Origin of the sequence: Mesorhizobium sp. BR1-1-15 (assembly GCF_020165475.1) — a bacterium.
Taxonomy (GTDB): Bacteria; Pseudomonadota; Alphaproteobacteria; order Rhizobiales; family Rhizobiaceae; genus Mesorhizobium.
This window is the reverse complement of record NZ_JAIUIF010000022.1, coordinates 63552-79318: the sequence shown is the minus strand read 5'-3', so window position 1 is coordinate 79318 and position 15767 is coordinate 63552. Positions and strand designations below refer to the sequence as shown.

The 15767-nt window shown below is 60.2% G+C and carries 17 protein-coding genes and 3 pseudogenes; 9 read left to right on the top strand and 11 right to left on the bottom strand.

The window, feature by feature from the left end:
- The 4 genes from LB541_RS26445 to LB541_RS26430 all read right to left on the bottom strand — a co-directional run.
- On the bottom strand, positions 1 to 256 hold a 256-nt coding region (locus LB541_RS26445), incomplete at its 3' end, for a hydantoinase/oxoprolinase N-terminal domain-containing protein (protein WP_281405519.1).
- A gap of 5 nt (positions 257 to 261) precedes the next feature.
- Positions 262 to 600: a ferredoxin FdxA gene (gene fdxA, locus LB541_RS26440; protein ID WP_140518339.1), complete on the bottom strand. Its 339-nt coding sequence runs from the start codon at positions 598 to 600 to the stop codon at positions 262 to 264.
- Between the two features lie 10 nt (positions 601 to 610).
- Positions 611 to 1303 (bottom strand): CBS domain-containing protein, encoded by a 693-nt coding sequence (locus tag LB541_RS26435; RefSeq protein ID WP_140567986.1) that lies wholly within the window; start codon positions 1301 to 1303, stop codon positions 611 to 613.
- 11 nt (positions 1304 to 1314) lie between these two features.
- Positions 1315 to 1836, bottom strand: a complete 522-nt coding sequence (locus tag LB541_RS26430) for a hypothetical protein (protein WP_140518337.1) — start codon at positions 1834 to 1836, stop codon at positions 1315 to 1317.
- A 318-nt stretch (positions 1837 to 2154) separates the two neighbouring features.
- Between LB541_RS26430 and LB541_RS26425 the strand changes: the two genes are divergently transcribed.
- The 3 genes from LB541_RS26425 to LB541_RS26415 all read left to right on the top strand — a co-directional run bounded on the left by LB541_RS26425 (position 2155) and on the right by LB541_RS26415 (position 4272).
- Positions 2155 to 2454 (top strand): XRE family transcriptional regulator, encoded by a 300-nt coding sequence (locus tag LB541_RS26425; protein WP_140500738.1) that lies wholly within the window; start codon positions 2155 to 2157, stop codon positions 2452 to 2454.
- A 630-nt stretch (positions 2455 to 3084) separates the two neighbouring features.
- On the top strand, positions 3085 to 3549 hold the full coding sequence (rnk, locus tag LB541_RS26420; RefSeq protein ID WP_140525742.1) for a nucleoside diphosphate kinase regulator: 465 nt from the start codon (positions 3085 to 3087) through the stop codon (positions 3547 to 3549).
- A gap of 162 nt (positions 3550 to 3711) precedes the next feature.
- Positions 3712 to 4272, top strand: coding sequence for a nucleoside-diphosphate kinase (locus LB541_RS26415; RefSeq protein ID WP_224619937.1), 561 nt, complete (start codon positions 3712 to 3714; stop codon positions 4270 to 4272).
- A gap of 8 nt (positions 4273 to 4280) precedes the next feature.
- Here the strand turns inward: LB541_RS26415 and LB541_RS26410 are convergent, their stop codons facing one another.
- Both LB541_RS26410 and LB541_RS26405 read right to left on the bottom strand, forming a co-directional pair.
- The gene (locus tag LB541_RS26410; protein WP_140663427.1) at positions 4281 to 4826 is read right to left on the bottom strand and encodes a DUF488 family protein; all 546 of its coding nucleotides are present in this window, start codon (positions 4824 to 4826) and stop codon (positions 4281 to 4283) included.
- A gap of 71 nt (positions 4827 to 4897) precedes the next feature.
- Positions 4898 to 5743 (bottom strand): LysR family transcriptional regulator, encoded by an 846-nt coding sequence (locus LB541_RS26405; RefSeq protein WP_140518333.1) that lies wholly within the window; start codon positions 5741 to 5743, stop codon positions 4898 to 4900.
- A 126-nt stretch (positions 5744 to 5869) separates the two neighbouring features.
- On the opposite strand from LB541_RS26405, the pseudogene LB541_RS26400 reads away from it, so the two are divergent.
- From LB541_RS26400 to LB541_RS26390, 3 genes and pseudogenes are all read left to right on the top strand, one after another.
- Positions 5870 to 6531 (top strand): annotated as a pseudogene (locus LB541_RS26400) (5-formyltetrahydrofolate cyclo-ligase).
- Positions 6532 to 6663: 132 nt separating this feature from the next.
- Positions 6664 to 8229: pseudogene (gene ctaD, locus LB541_RS26395) on the top strand (cytochrome c oxidase subunit I); the annotation flags it as partial.
- Between the two features lie 56 nt (positions 8230 to 8285).
- Positions 8286 to 8906 (top strand): Tim44/TimA family putative adaptor protein, encoded by a 621-nt coding sequence (locus tag LB541_RS26390; RefSeq protein WP_181165451.1) that lies wholly within the window; start codon positions 8286 to 8288, stop codon positions 8904 to 8906.
- 204 nt (positions 8907 to 9110) lie between these two features.
- Here the strand turns inward: LB541_RS26390 and LB541_RS26385 are convergent, their stop codons facing one another.
- The 3 genes and pseudogenes from LB541_RS26385 to LB541_RS26375 all read right to left on the bottom strand — a co-directional run.
- On the bottom strand, positions 9111 to 9530 hold the full coding sequence (locus LB541_RS26385; protein WP_140500700.1) for a universal stress protein: 420 nt from the start codon (positions 9528 to 9530) through the stop codon (positions 9111 to 9113).
- A 524-nt stretch (positions 9531 to 10054) separates the two neighbouring features.
- The gene (locus LB541_RS26380; RefSeq protein ID WP_224619936.1) at positions 10055 to 11590 is read right to left on the bottom strand and encodes an FAD-dependent oxidoreductase; all 1536 of its coding nucleotides are present in this window, start codon (positions 11588 to 11590) and stop codon (positions 10055 to 10057) included.
- A gap of 256 nt (positions 11591 to 11846) precedes the next feature.
- Positions 11847 to 12056, bottom strand: a pseudogene (locus LB541_RS26375) (transaldolase family protein); the annotation flags it as partial.
- A gap of 326 nt (positions 12057 to 12382) precedes the next feature.
- Between LB541_RS26375 and LB541_RS26370 the strand changes: the two are divergent.
- From LB541_RS26370 to LB541_RS26360, 3 genes are all read left to right on the top strand, one after another.
- The gene (locus LB541_RS26370; RefSeq protein WP_140500702.1) at positions 12383 to 12847 is read left to right on the top strand and encodes a group III truncated hemoglobin; all 465 of its coding nucleotides are present in this window, start codon (positions 12383 to 12385) and stop codon (positions 12845 to 12847) included.
- 61 nt (positions 12848 to 12908) lie between these two features.
- Positions 12909 to 13370, top strand: a complete 462-nt coding sequence (locus LB541_RS26365; RefSeq protein ID WP_140500703.1) for an RrF2 family transcriptional regulator — start codon at positions 12909 to 12911, stop codon at positions 13368 to 13370.
- Positions 13371 to 13420: 50 nt separating this feature from the next.
- Positions 13421 to 13564, top strand: a complete 144-nt coding sequence (locus LB541_RS26360) for a hypothetical protein (RefSeq protein WP_181165452.1) — start codon at positions 13421 to 13423, stop codon at positions 13562 to 13564.
- Between the two features lie 307 nt (positions 13565 to 13871).
- Here LB541_RS26360 and LB541_RS26355 read toward each other — a convergent pair whose 3' ends face one another.
- Complete coding sequence (locus tag LB541_RS26355) at positions 13872 to 15107, bottom strand: cyanate transporter (RefSeq protein ID WP_224619935.1); 1236 nt, start codon at positions 15105 to 15107, stop codon at positions 13872 to 13874.
- The gene (locus LB541_RS26350) at positions 15104 to 15766 is read right to left on the bottom strand and encodes an ankyrin repeat domain-containing protein (protein WP_318012577.1); all 663 of its coding nucleotides are present in this window, start codon (positions 15764 to 15766) and stop codon (positions 15104 to 15106) included. Before LB541_RS26350 ends, LB541_RS26355 begins: the two co-directional genes overlap by 4 nt.
- Position 15767 lies beyond the last annotated feature (1 nt).

The following is a 15767-nucleotide window of genomic DNA, read 5'->3' as shown; positions in this document are numbered from 1 at the left end:
GCCCTTCGACGAGGGCGTTGGTGGCCAGCGTGGTCGACATCGAGACGAGCTTGATCGCGCTGGGCTCGATGACTGCCTCGGACAAAACAGCGTCTGCGGCGCCGGCGATGCCCTCGGCAAGATCGTGCCGCGTGGTCAGCGACTTGGCCTTGGCCACGATGCCTGTGGATTCCGACCACAGCACGGCATCGGTGTACGTGCCGCCAGTGTCAATGCCCAGATAAAGTGGCGACGGCTGGAGCGCATATGCGTTCATTTTGATCAGTCACCCGACCCAGGTTCCGGCGAAAAATATTTCGCGAGCTTGTCCGCTTCGCCGTCGAACGCCTTGGCGTCGGCGGGTGGATCGCGCTTGATCGCAATATTGGGCCACGCAGACGCATACTCGGCGTTCAGCGCGAGCCAATCGTCGAGACCAGGCTCGGTATCGGGAAAAATGGCCTTCGCCGGGCATTCCGGCTCGCAGACGCCGCAGTCGATGCATTCATCGGGATGGATGACGAGCATGTTCTCGCCTTCGTAGAAGCAGTCCACCGGGCAGACTTCCACGCAGTCCATGTATTTGCATTTGATGCAATTGTCGGTGACCACGAATGTCATTCGGTGGCCTTCAGACCAAGCCGTAGGTCATATCGAGGGGAATGCGATGGTCATCGATAGCCCGCACGCCAGCGGTGTTTTCAGCCAGGACGATCGAGGCTTTCCGCTCCTGCTCCGACAGATACGTTCCCCACAGGGTGACCACGCCGTTGTTCACGATCACGTCCGAACTCGAGGGCCACGATTCGGATCGCAAGGCATCGACAATCTCCATCCTGATGCTGCTGTCGTCATGCAAGGCCGGAGCGCGCCACCCTTTCCTGGCAATGACCAGCGCTCGCACCAGATTAGCGCGGCTGACGATCCCAACCACCTGCCCGTCGCGCAGCACTGGGGCACGCTTGATCCGATTATGCTCAAGCAGGGTTGCGATCTCGGCGACTGGCGTACTCTCGACCACCGTCGCAACCTGCTGTGTCATGACGTCGATCACATGATCGGAATGAGACTTGACATAGCCTTCCGCCTGAACCGCGTTGTTGGTGAACAAATGAAGCCACCAGGAACAGCCCTGCGGCGCTGTTCCGATCTCCGCCCGGCGGATCAGGTCCCCTTCACTGACGATGCCCAGCAGCGCACCTCGATCAATCACCGGCACGGCGCTGATCCCGTGCGACAGAAGAATACCGGCGACCTCGTCCACCGTACTGTCAGGCCCTACCGCGATGACCGGCGACGTCATGACGTCTTTGGCGATCAGCATTTCGTTCTCCTTCACCGGTCTGCAGGCGGCAGTACCGGCGGCAAGGTCGTTCCTGAGCCTTGCCCGTTGCCAGCATGGAGATGGATCGCGCGACAAAACTCCCTTGCATGGAAAGCGTAAGCTTCCAGATCGGCCGGATCGCCAGCGAACAGCCCCATGTCCTCGGCTTTGTGGAAGAACCAGGGAGCGGGCAAACCAGGATCGAGCGCGTTCACGGCAACAGCCGCAAGCAATGGCAGGCCTTCGTCCGCATCGTCGTCCATCAGTTGTTCGAGTGCACCCCGGATCACGCCTGTTGCTTCCGAACCAACCATGCTCTCGGCCAGTCTTGCATAGGTGATCGGCAGCCGGGTCCGTGCTTGCAGGAGCAGTTCCTCGCGCAGCCGCGTTTTGAGAGCATTGTCATCCACGGGTACGATTGGGATGCCGTCATCTGCGTCAGGGCGATTGGCAGATACCATTCGACCGACGACATGACGCCGAATGTCCGGGCCAGAAAGGATCCTGCCGAAATCGTGTTCAAGCCTGTCCATTATTGTCATTGCCGAGCCCAAGGTGCCCTTCGCGCGATATCGCCAAACAGTCCCCTAGCGTTGAGACCTGCTGGCTGGCACCCAATCTGTCGTTTCGCTACGCACGAGCTTCACTCATCCTTATCTGTAAGACAAACGAAATTTATTGCCGCTTCAGCACAATTATTTTGCATCATGATTCGATCGCGGTGAGGGGCGCAACCCTTTCCTTTTCGGATTCGATATGCATTTTACGGACGCGGCCGTCGCACTCCCAGCGTCCTGGGTTTCAGCAGGCGGCAATTCGCTCCCAAAGCGATCCAGAAGGAGATTTTGAGGATGATCACTGGTGCTCAATGCCGTGCCGCTCGCGCACTGGTCGAATGGACCCGTGAAAAGCTCGCCGGCAATTCAGGCGTGGATGCGCTGGTCATCGAAGAATTCGAGCGCCGGATCAACCTTCCTGACCGAGATATCTGCGACACGCTGCAAACCGCGCTTGAAAGCGCCGGCGCCGTTTTCATTGCCGAGAACGGCGGCGGTATCGGCGTTCGCCTGAAGCTCAACCGCTCGGAAGTCAAGCGGATCGGCGTTCTGGAGAATGAAGGCGGCATTGTCGGAACAGATGCCGTTCCATAAGCAAGACCTTCGGGGCCCAATGAATTCATGGTCGCAGCCCGTCGCTGGACAATTCAGGATCGGCATCGGCTTGATAGTGCACACAAGGGAGATGGCTCTCATGACAGTTATCTGGGACGATCTCACCAACGAGGAGCAGACGGCACTCAAGCGAATGAACCGCGGACCCTACCCATCTCTATCGAAAGCCTTGGCCGAACGTCTTGTCTTTCTCGGACTGGCTGAAGAAAGACCCAGCGGGACCGGAATAAACCGGGCCGGAAGAGAGCTGGTGATAAGAACGTTGCTTGGCGCTCGCTCTGACTAAGTTTAGGATTGATAGCCGCCAGACTGCACCGAGGTGGCTGACTTGACTTCCCGGATTGCTTCACCAACTATGGTCCTATGAACGCCGCAGTCAGAATCCGTCGCGATTTTCTTTTCCGGGTTTGCCCCATAGCGGGAATGTAGCCCCCGGCTCGGCTGCCATGCGCGCCCCGAGCCGAGGGGCGGTGTGTTTGCCCACACATGGGATGGTTCCGCAGGGCCTCAAGCCTCCGGAGCATCGGCGTTCCATCGAGATTTTCACGAATTGGCCCGATTCCGGCACCCTCCGTGGCGGCTGGTCCGAGCGGAAGCATGAGTATTCAAATGCAAGACAACACGAAAACCCGGCGCAAGCCGAACATCCGCATCTCACAGTCAGACCATGCGCGTCTGTCGGCGGTTGCGAGCACCGTGGCCGCGCGCAATCCGGAGGCCTCCGATGAACTGCTCGCCGAACTCGAGCGGGCACGTATAGTCGCCGATGGTTCGGTCTCCGCCGGCACCGTCCAGATGGGTTCGACGGTGACATTCAAGCCCGATACTGGCAATGCCAAGACAGTCACGCTGGTTTTTCCTGGCGACGCGGATATCTCCGAAGGCAAGGTTTCAGTCCTCACGCCGATCGGCACGGCCCTGATCGGCCTCTCGGCCGAACAGTCGATCATGTGGACCGCGCGCGATGGGCGCCGGCACAAACTGTCGGTGCTTGCCGTAGGCCAACCCGCTGCGGACGGCGATGCAGTCGATCGGCGCGCACCAGCGTCTTCGGCGATCCCGGCAGACGCCTAGACATGGGCGTTTCCATCCGTCTCCTCAATCACGCAGGCAGCCTGATCGCGGGAGTGTGACCCCTGCGCCGGCCTGTTCTGGTCCGGCACAGGGGGTAGCTTCCACATCCGATCAAATGCTTGACGCCGGAACCCTTTCACGGGTCCGTCTTGGAGACGCACCATGCCCACTATCGATAGCTGCCAACTGACCACCAAGGACTTCACGATTCTTGAAGTGATGCAAGAGCGCCATCCCCGCGGCGATGCCTTGTCCGTTGTCCTTCAACGGAAGATTTCGAGCGCAATTGTGATGTTTCGAGAAGACATTCCGCCAACGGTCGTGACGCTCAGCACCCGAGTGACCTATCGTGTAAACGACGGCCCTGCCGAGACCCGCATCGTCGCACATGACGAGATGCGCGGTCTGGTTGGCATGCTTTTGCCGATCACCAACCCGCGCGGCCTGGCGCTGCTTGGTCTGGCCGAAGGTCAGTCCATGTCCATTCCGACCGCGCAGGGCGGCCATGAAACGCTGACTGTGCATGAAGTGGTCTACCAGCCGGAAGCGGCAAGGCGGGAGAGATTGGAGCTGGCGGGGGATGCAGCGCCGGACCCGTGGCGACCGAACGGACCGGTTTTGCGCGTCGCCCATCACTCTGATGAGTCACAACCCAAAGCGGAAAACAGCGTCATGGCGGCTTTCAACGACGGGTTCGACGACCCGGGGCCGTCGGCCGCCTGAGGCCTCGACTATCCAGAACGCTGGGAAAGCGGGTAGACAAGCGTTCCGTCGAGCCTTGCCTCCACACCGTCGGTGAGCTTCGCCGGCTCGACCTTGTCATGGCCCATCAGATGAAAAACGGCCTCGCCACGACTGATCAGATAGTCCGCGACGATTCTTCTGTGGCAACGCCACCAAAGCGTTTCCGAGCACATGATGGCGCACCGCTGCTGCCTGCCAAGGGACACAAGCCGCTCCAGACCGCCATGAAACTCCGCTGACAGCGCGTAGTCGGCGTAGTTGTGAAAACTCTGGTTGAGCCAGAATGCGTTGAGCGTCGGTGGAATGGCGTGCGCCCTGCCGCGCAGGCCGCCAAGCTCGGCAATATGCTCATATCCGATCGCGAAATCCGCAAGGCTGTCCGGCAGCGTTTCGCTGTTGAATTGCGGATTCGCCCGCGATCGCCGCATGGTCCTTATGTCGACCACGAGCGTAATCTCGCCAACCCGCAACAGGGCGACGAATTCGGCGATCGACCGGGTCGAGTGGCCGATGGTGTGGAACGGATAAGGCATGTTCGATCAATCCATGGCGGTGGATTTCTTTCCGGCCGCATGATCAGTGATTTGGAACTGACAGAACACGGTCATTTCACCACCTGCTTCAATCCACGTAGCGCCTCCTGTACGTCGGTTCGCGACGCGCTTGCATCCGGATAGACTGCATAGGCCGGATAGGTGAATTCCGGCGCGCCCTCCACGACCTCCAGCTGCCCGGCCTCGATATGGGGCGCTGCCGCGCCCCTACGGAAATAGCCCATTCCGCCGGCGCGCAGAATGTAGCTCAGCCCAAGCGGACCAAGGCCGACCATTAATCCCGGCTCGCCGAAGGCAGAGGAACTGGCGCCATGTTGGGCCGCAAACAGCGGCCCCCAATCGACATAGACATAGTCCCTTGAGGCGTCCAACTCTGAGTCTCTGTCCGTGCTCCGAACCAAGACGAGCTGCTCCTCCACGAGGAGCTCCACCCTGAAGCCTGGCAGCAGCTTCGGCGCATAGAGCACCGCGATGTCGAGAACGCCAGTCCTGAGCTGCTCGAGGAGCTGGTCCGGCACGCCGACCTGGGCTTGGATGGCGATTTCCGGCCTGGCCTTCTTCATCCAGACCAGCCAATCGAGCAGCAGCGGGTTCCACAGGCTGAGCTCCCCGCCCAGGGCAACGACGCTTGTCCGTCCCGATGGGATGGCGAGCTGGTGGCGTGCTCGTTCCCAGATTTGCACGAATGATTGCGCGAACCGCTCGAACTCCCGGCCCGCCTGCGTCAACTGCGCACCATTGCGATTGCGGACAAAGAGCTGACGTCCGAGCTCTTCCTCCAACGTGCGTATCCGCGCGCTGACAGTGGTCTGGGTGACGTGGAGTCGGTCGGCAGCTCTCAGAAAGCTGCCGGAATGGACGATTTCCAAAAACGTGCGCGCGCGGTCGATGTCCATGCTGGTTCCCGATTAGTGCAATAATCTTGCATCAATACAGCATTTAATTCCGTTTGCCTTCCTGTTTTACGCAGCGCAACGTCCACGTAGGCGAGGGTCTCCGCTGTAACGGATATGGAGCGTGCGATGTCTGATCAGGAGGATGTTTGTCCGGAGACGAGAGAATACGCCTCTCCACCATGCTTTATGCATGAGCTTGTCCCGGGGTACGGCACTGAGCCGGCCGTTCAGGACGCATGGCCCGATGTCTGTCGATGGCGCAAGGCGGAACGCAAGCGTCTAATCGATGAGCGTCTCGCGATCGACGCCGAGGAACGCAATGCGAGGTCTTTACGCATCGCTTCCGTTCTCGACCTGGCCGTCGGTCGGGTGAGCGGGCGGATCGTCAGCGGCTATTGGCCGTTCCGCGGTGAGCCCGACCTCCGCAACTGGGCGATAAAGGTGATCGAGCGCGGCGGGCGGATTGCGCTTCCAGTCGTCATCAAGAAAGGCTGGCCGCTGGAGTTTCGCATCTGGGGGCCGGGAGACCCGCTCGAACGCGGAGTCTGGAATATTCTTGTCCCCTCTCATGGACCTGCCGTCCAACCGGATGTGGTCATCGCGCCCGTTGTCGGTTTGACGACGCTAACTATCGCCTGGGTTATGGCGGCGGCTTCTTCGACCGGACCCTGGCCGCGGCGCCCAGGCGGCCTCTCGTCGTCGGCGTCGGTTACGCCCGTAGCAGGATCCGAACCATCTATCCGCAGCCGCACGACATTCCGATGGATGCGATCGTCACGGATGAATGAAAGAGCGCAGGCAAGACCTAGCCCCGTGTGACGGCGGATCGCAGGTGCCGTCCATGGTTGAGGCCGTCTTGCCTGCCGGAAGAGGAGAGCAGGAAGCACATCATGTCCAATCCAGCCTCGACCTTGGATGATCACAAGCCCCGGTTTCTCGTCCGATGGCTGTTCTCGACCAACCACAAGGATATCGGGACGCTTTACCTGCTGTTCTCGATCATGGCAGGCGTCTTCGGTACGGCGCTTTCCGTGTTGATCCGCATGGAGTTGCAGGAACCGGGTTTGCAGATATTTGGCGATCCGGGCGTCTACAATGTCGTCGTCAGTGCCCATGGGCTGGTCATGATCTTTTTCGTGCTCATGCCGGCGCTGATTGGTGGCTTCGGCAACTGGATGGTGCCGATCATGATTGGCGCACCCGACATGGCTTTCCCCCGCTTGAACAACATCTCGTTCTGGCTGCTGGTGGTGTCATTCATCCTCTTCATCACCTCGATGTTCGTTCCGGGAGCGCCCGGTACGCTCGGCCATGGCGGCGGCTGGACGCTCTATCCGCCTTATTCGACGGATGGCCAGCCAGGTCCCGCCGTCGACCTCGTTATTCTGTCTATCCACCTTTCGGGGGCCTCCTCGATCCTCGGCGCGATCAACTTCATCACGACCATCTTCAACATGCGCGCACCCGGCATGACCATGCACAAGATGCCTCTGTTCGCCTGGTCGATGCTGGTCACCGCCTTCATGCTTCTCATGTCGCTGCCGGTGCTCGCCGGCGCGGTCACCATGCTGTTGACCGATCGCAATTTCGGGACGACCTTCTTTTCGCCGTCCGGCGGCGGTGATCCGATCCTCTACCAGCATCTGTTCTGGTTCTTCGGCCATCCCGAAGTCTACATCATGATCCTGCCTGGCTTCGGCATCATCAGCCACGTCATCTCAACCTTCGCCAAGAAGCCGATCTTCGGCTATCTCGGCATGGCCTATGCAATGGTGGCAATCGGCGCGATCGGCTTTGTCGTCTGGGCGCATCATATGTATACGACCGGCCTGTCGGTCGACACGCAGCGCTACTTCGCCTTCGCATCGATGGTCATCGCCGTTCCAACCGGCGTGAAGGTGTTTTCGTGGCTGGCGACCATGTGGGGAGGATCGATAGAGTTCAAGACACCCATGATGTGGGCTCTCGGCTTCGTCCTGCTGTTCACCATTGGTGGCGTCACTGGCATCATGGTTGCGAACCCCGGTATCGATCGCGTGTACCACGACACTTATTTCGTGATCGCTCACTTCCACTATGTGCTGTCTTTGGGGGCGGTCTTCGCGATCTTTGCCGGCTTCTACTACTGGTTCCCGAAGATGACCGGCTACATGTACAGCGAAACGCTCGGCAAGCTGCATTTCTGGCTGATGTTCATCGGCGTCAACCTCGTCTTTTTCCCGCAGCATTTTCTGGGCATGGCCGGCATGCCGCGACGTTACGCCGACTATCCCGATGCTTTTGCCGGCTGGAATTTCGTCTCGTCGATCGGTTCCTACATCTCAACGGCCGGGCTCGTCGTTTTCTTCATCGCGGTTGCCGAGGCCTTCAGCCGCAGACGCCCAGCAAGCGCCAATCCTTGGGGCGAAGGGGCGACCACGCTGGAATGGCAACTGCCATCGCCGCCGCCCTTCCATCAATGGGAGAAGCTGCCGCGCGTTGCCTGAAATTCAGCTCCGGTTCCGAACCGGCGCCTGCTTCGACATTCTGTCGGGAGAACGTCATGAACGAAACCACAGATCCAAACAACCAGATCCTGCTCGTGGCGATCATAGCGTTTTATTGGGCATTGCTGGGCAGTTGGGGCCAAACTCTGCCGCGCTCGGGCAACGACAAGGCCAAGCAGGACGATGCGCCGACAGAGCAGCGAACCGGCAGTATCGACGATATATCCTATACGGACACACGCTTGGATGCGATCCGAGAGATCGACCCAACTTTCGACCTTGCCGCGTTTCTGACCGGTGCCAATATGGCTTATGAAGCTATCCTGCGCGCGTATGCGGACAGCGACATCCCAACGTTGAAGCGTCTCGTCGGGCCGGAAGTGCTCGATATCTTCGGACGAGCGATTGCCGGCCGCCGGGATCGGGGGGAGATGCTGCAACTCACCTTCATTGGCACGAAGGAAGCAAAGGTCGTCGACGCTCTTGCGGAGAACGGCACCGCTGAGATTGCCGTTCGCTTCGTTTCCGACGTGGTCAGCGTTACACGCTCGGCCAACGATGCGATCGTCGCCGGCGATCCCCAGCAGATCGTTGAGGTGATCGATACGTGGACGTTCGCCTGTGACACCCCGTCAACAAAGCGCAATTGGATGTTGATAGCCACGGAAGGCGAGTAACGAGTGCATGCTCATCCGATGCCTGCCTGACAGCCTTGTCAGGTCAACCCGGAGCGCTCGAGCCGCGCGGAATTTCAGCTTTTGACAATGTGCATCCACGATTTGTGTATCACGATCAAATCGGCATGACCGGTTCAGTCGATCATTCTCAAGCCGCGAGCGGGTAGCACCGCCAAAGATCCACTCCCTGAACCTGCTGTAGCCTCAGGCGCCGGATATGGTCAGATCCGCATGCATCGCATCGGCCACATCAGCGATTGATCCACCATCAGATCTTTCCGGAAACACGTCAGCCTTCGCCCTTACGCCGTGGCTCGAAAGGAAGGCGACGATATTGTTCAGGCTGTTCCAGGTTTCATCGGTCGCGGCATCCTCGATCGTGATTATACCAGCCTCCTGAGCCATTTGAAAAAGGGGCACGGCATCGGTAACCGCGCGCTTGGCTTCACGCCTATCCTTCCATCCGACAAGAATCTTGTTGATGCGGAAATTTTCCTGGCTGGTCGAGGCGACGAAGACAGGCCGTCCTGCCTGAAGGATCAGGCTACCGAGGTCGGGTGGAACGACGAAAATTGCCAGAAGAGGCGCCCTCGGGCGACGCTGCGACGATGCCGGCTTGGCCAAGGGGAAAACGTCAACAGACACCCTGCCGCGCAACGCGGCTTCACAACGCGACAACCCTCAAAGCCGGAGGTCTACCTGCACAGTTTCAAAAAAGTCGATGATGAACGATGGTTGTGGTGAGAAGTACGCCGGCCGACGTGATCGTGAATGTCCTCCCTACTCGAACATGATCCGAGCGGTGCCTCTTTTGGCAATCAACAGTCTCCGAGCCTCTTGGATCCGCTCAGCCTGTTGTTTGGAATAGGGACCCATTGGCCGAGTCTTTTCATCGCCGCGACGGACCCTGCAGTACCAGCGGCCCCTGTCCGAAAAGATTTCGACCGAGGTCGGCGCCTCATCGGACGCTTCCCTGGCCACACCGGTAGCGAACTTGACGATCTTTGAATGAACCGCGTCCAATCCGTTGGTGGTGCTCGGTTCCTGTTGCACTGTGGACATAAGTCGAACTCCTTTCAGTCACAGCGACGCACCGCTGCGCCATACGGGTTGCGCTCTCTACGGATCGCGGTGCCCAAGAGCGCTTGCTACCTTGCCATTTGGCGCTCCATTTCCATCTCCGCCCCTAGACTTTCGATGTCACGGAAGATCGAAGCGACAGCCAGCGTGCGCCCTTCGCGCTTGAAGCGCAGCAGGCAGTCCCTGGCACCGATGTCTCCATCGACAGCAATCTCGTCCCATTGCCCGGCATGGCCGACATAGTTGATGGGAACGTCGTAGTGCTGGCTCCAGAAGAACGGCACGGCCGCGAATTTCTCGCGATGGCCGAGCATGTTCAGGGCCGCGGTTTGCCCCTGCCTCTCTGCAACCACCCAATGCTCGACCCGAATGTTCTCGCCAGTGTGAGGATCCGGCCACCGCGCAATGTCGCCGGCCGCGAATATGTCCGGTGCGCTCGTCTCCAGAAAGGCATTTACGGCGACGCCGCGGTCAAGAGTGAGCCCCGCCCTTTCGGCAAGCCCGGTCCGCGGACGCACGCCGACGCCGGCGACGACGAAATCCGCCGCCAACATGTTGCCACTGCTTAGTTTCACTTTGTTGCCGTCGATGCTGCTCGCGGTGTCCTCGAGATGGAACACGACTCCATGCTCCTCATGGAGTGCGCGGATGAAGTCACCCATTTGCGGACCGAGGGCCCGTTCCATGGGTCGTTTATCCGGCGCCACGACATGAACTTCGATATTGCGCGCGCGCAGCGCTGCGGCAACTTCCAAGCCAATGAAACTGGCGCCAAGCACGATGGCGCGGCGCGCAGTCGTGGCTCGCTCGATGATCACCTTGCAATCTGCAAGCGAGCGCAGCGTGTGAACATGTGGCTGATCCGCGCCGGGGATGGAGAGGCGCACCGGTTCGGCCCCCGTGGCAAGTAGCAGTCTATCGTAAGGAATCCTGCTTCCGTCAGCCAGAATGACCTCGCGAGAACGCAGGTCGATATCGACGGCCTTCGTATCGAGACGCAGGTCGATGTTGTTTTTTGAATAGAATTTCTGGCCGCGCAGCGGAATCCAATCCTCCGGAGCCTTCCCTGCGAGGTAGTCCTTGGAGAGATTCGGCCGGTCGACGGGCGGCGCATGGTCGTCGCTGATCATGACGATGCTGCCCTGGTACTGCTCTCGCCGCAGCATTTCGGCCGCCGCGAAACCGGCCGCGCCGCCGCCGACAATGACGACTTTCTCGGGGACCCCGCCCGCGCTTCCGCCGCGCGGCTTCGGCGCCGTCCGTTTGAGTTTCTCGCCCACGAATATCCGCCCATCGCGCTGTTCCACCGACCAGCAAGCGAGTGGATTGAAGGCAGGCGCTCGCAAGGCCTCGCCTGTGCGCAGATCGAAGCAAGCGTGGTGCCACGGACATCGAATGGAATCCGACACCACAAGACCGTCACCGAGCGGCCCGCCGTAATGTGTGCATGTCGCGCCGATGGCGAAGATCTCGGCCCCGCGGCGCACCAGCAACACCTGCTCGTCGCCGCAATGGCCGACAAGCTTTCCGCCATCGGGAAGGTCGGACAGCGCGATCCCCTGGACCAGATCCGGTCCGTTTGATTTGGTATCAGCTTCAGCCATATTCTCGTCCTTGGCGATCCGTGTCAAAACCGCTCGTGCGGCGAGGCGGCACACTGCTTCGGGGTACCTTCTGCCTGGCTAGTGCGCCTTCAGATTCTCAGCATTATCCGCGCCGACATTCCGACTGCGTCATGTACTGGGCTGAGTGGCTCAGACCGCAGTCTCCCGCTCTCGCGGACATCATGCAAACGAATTTAATCGATAGTTGAGTGCAGTTTTCATGATGGCTTTCCCTCCGCGATTCCACTGCGCACAACTACAAGATCGCCTGCCCAGTCTTTCCCCAGTCGGCAAGAAACGACTTGAGGCCCTTGTCGGTGAGTGGATGTCTGGCGAGGTTTCTGAGTATCGCTGGTGGTACGGTCGCGACATCCGCGCCTGCGATCGCCGCCTGTTTGACATGGAGTGGAGTGCGAATTGAGGACGCCAGGATTTCCGTCGTGAAGGATTTGCCGTTGTCGTAGATCGCACTTCAGGTTCGGGAGCGACTCCGGCTGGCACGGTCATCTGATGAGGCGTTGGCGACTCTCGAAACTGAGCCACATCGGGAATTCCCCGCCAATTTAGATACTTCCGGCCTCGGGCCTGGGGTGATGTCCAGGCAGTTCGGAAATGCCTAGGATTAAGGGCTCGTCATTCGCCGCTTGGTCGGACAGACCCATTTCTGGTGCGGCATCACGGCGTCTTGCCACGCAATAAGATAGATTGACAATATATCTTATATAGAGGATCACATCGAAGAGCGAACCAAGGCTTCAGCCAGCTTGCGTCGGAGAAAACAGGAGCTTCGGAATGACCGCGAACGGTCGAAGCAAGAGAACAATCGTGGTCGACGGCGTGCCATTGCCCAACATACTCGACGAGGCAATGATCCGCGGTGTAGTCCACGGGTTTTATGACGAAATTCGCCGTGATGACCTTCTCGGTCCCATTTTCCACGATCGGATCGAGCCAGATAAATGGCCGCAGCATCTGGCGAAGATGTGTGACTTCTGGTCCGCTACTCTACTTCGGACATCCCGATACGACGGCAGGCCACTGCCGCCGCACCTGGTCATAGCCGGCCTCGGCGCGGCGCATTTCCGTCGCTGGCTAATATTGTTTCGGACAACGGTGCGTCGCATTTGCCCGGCCGAGGTGGCGACGCTTTTTATGGATCGCGCGCTGCGAATTGCTCACAGTTTCCGTCTCGCGATCGCCTTCAACCGCGGCGAGACCACGATCGGCATCGAACCTATCGTCGAGAGAGACTTGTGATGCACGACCGGTTTGTGAGTGGTTCCTACAATGCACAGCGATCGACAGGGAGCCGTGATTCATGCGGCTGACCAGCTTTTCGGATTATGCATTGCGGATGCTGATGTACACTGCCGCCGCCGGTAGCCGGCTTATAACGATCGAGGAGGTTGCCCGCACCTTCAACGTGTCGAAGACGCATCTGAACAAGGTCGCCAACACCCTGACCCGTGGCGGCTATATGAAGGCAATCCGCGGCCGTTCCGGTGGTCTCATTCTCGGGCGCCGGCCTGAGATGATCCGGATTGGCGATGTCGTGCGGTTAACCGAGCCGGATTTCGCGCTGGTCGAATGTTTCGCGACCGGAAACCTATGTGTGCTAACCGCCTCCTGCAAGCTTTCAGGCATGTTTGACGAAGCGACAGCCTCCTTCCTGAACGTCCTTGACCGCTACACGCTCGCCGACATCACACTGATGCCCGAAGACTTCCTCGGCGGTCAGATACCACCCGTTCGCACCGGGGCGACACGCAAGACCGTATAATGTTGCGCGGCTTCGACGCGCGCTGTTTTTGCTCGGATGTGAGATGGGCCATGGCTGAACCAAAGAAGAATGATCAACAGGTCACAAAGGACATTGATTCTGATATCGACCCGGACAACACTCTGCTGCCGATGCTTATCGGTGGGCTTGTCCTGATAGTTATCGGAGCGATCATCGTGATGATGTTTGTGTAGTTTCGCAACGATGGCGTGTGACTTTATCGGCCCGGCTGTTGACTGGGCGCCTGCAACCCCAATTGCGATTTGGCGGATGGAGAACTGTCGGCCGAGGAGGGGAAGTACAGAGCGCGCGACCGGCGGGCGCTTGGACAGCGCATAGCCGGCGACGATGAGCTGCAGGAGGTATATCGTCGTCTGCGCCAGCCCGGCCCCGATGATCCGGCAGAGCCGATCTCCACGGCCGAGATGCGGCGCAAGCGCCTGCTGCTCACCCCGCGGAGACGTACGTCGTCATTGAGTTCAGAACTTGCATTCCGCTTCGTTAAACTACCATTTCGCACTGCTCTTGTTCCGAGCCCCTCATGACGTCGGCGTACCGTTTTGGGTTGAAGTGCAGATAGAGAAACGCTGTGACGGTCACGCAGCCGAGATGCATGATCCATCCGCTGCTGAAGCTCCCGCTCCAGCCATGCAGGAGCGCGGTGGCGAATGGACCAAGCGCGGCGATCAGAAAACCGCCGCCCTGCATCAGCGCAGCCAGCGCGCCCGCCTGCTCCGGGCGCGGCAGATGATCGAGCGCCGTGACGATTGCAAGCGAGAAGCTTCCGCCAAGACCGGCCCCGCATATCCCCACCCACAGAAGGGGCGACAGTGCGGGAAAAACCGCAAGTCCGGCAAAGCCCGCCGCCTGCAGCAGCAGCGTCAGCCAGAGCCAGGGACGGCGGTCGATGCCTCGACGCGCCAGGACAGGCAGCACCAGGGCCGAAGCCGCCTGGCAAATGGCCATCACGGCCACAAGATTGCCGCTGGCGGCACTGCTCCATCCTTGCGCCTGGTAGTAGGGCGCAAGCCAGGCGACCATAGAGGAATAGCCGGAGTTGACCAGGCCGAAGGCCGCCATCAGAACCCAGGTCCGTGGGCGGCGAAGCAGAAAACCGGTCAAGGCGCGATCGGGTCTTGAAGCCTTGGCGTCGGACAGGACGCGGAATGCCGCGCACAGCGCAATGGCGGCGGGAGCCGCGAGCCAGGCAAGGGCTGCCCGCCAGTCGTATCCGTTGTTGACGAGCAGGGGCGCCAGACGTGCGCCGAGCGCCCCACCGCCCATGATCATGCAGGAATAGAGGCCGGTCACGGCGGGTGTGCTGGTCGGGAACTTTGCCTTGATGATCCCCGGAAACGCGGCCTGGATGAAGGCCACCCCCGCCCCGCAAAGTGCCGCCGTCAGGATCAACGACAGGCCGCCGGGCACGACAAGCCTGAGCAGCGAGCCCGCTGTCAGCACCGTTAGCGCCGCGAGCAGGCCCCGGCGCGTTCCGACGGCCGCCTGGATGCCCGGTGCAACGAACGCACCGAGGCCCATCAGCAGCATCGGCAACAGCGTCAGCATGGCCAGGCTGCCATAGCCCATCCCGGTGTCGGCCACGATATCGGCCAATATCGGTCCCGGCGCCGTCAGAAAGGGACGCAGGTTGATCCCGATTAGCACGACGAGGGCAAGCAGGGTCCATTGCCTGTCGGTTGCAGGCTGCGCGGTCATCGACATTTTCGCGCTGTTCATCTGGCGCCCGCTTGCACCAGCAGGGTTATCATCTGCGCATAGCCGTTCCTGCGCGCGTGCCGCAGCGGTGTCGCCCCGTCCTTGTCGGCGAGATTGACGTTGGCGCCGGCCTCGATCAGCCGCCTCACGATCTCGACATGACGCTGCCCGCCATCGCCGAGGATGATGGCCTCCAGCAACGCGGTCCAGCCGAGCTTGTTGACGTGATCGACATCAATACCGGCATCGATCAGCGCGCCGACGGTCTCGACATGTCCGCGTTCGGCAGCCGGAATGAGCGCGGTACCGCCATAGCGATTGGTGCTCTTCAGGTCGGCGCCGTGCGCAAGCGTCATCTTCAGGATATCGAGATGCCCGCGTGCGCCGGCGTAGAGATATGGACTATCCTGGATATCGTCCTTGGCGTTGACGTCCGCGCCAGCCTCGATGAGAGTCCTGGCAGCGCTGACCTTGTTGCCGTGGGTCGCGACGAGAAGAGCCGTGCGGCCGTTCTCGTCGCGCGCGTCGATCCGGGCCCCCTCGGAAACAAGCATCTTGATCATGGAGACATCGTCATTTGCCGCAGCCGAGTGAAGCCTTGTCTCATTCATGTTCTGCCCCAACGCTATCAATGGAATGCAGGCGACGATGACGCCCAGCAAAAGTCTGCGCTTGACCATC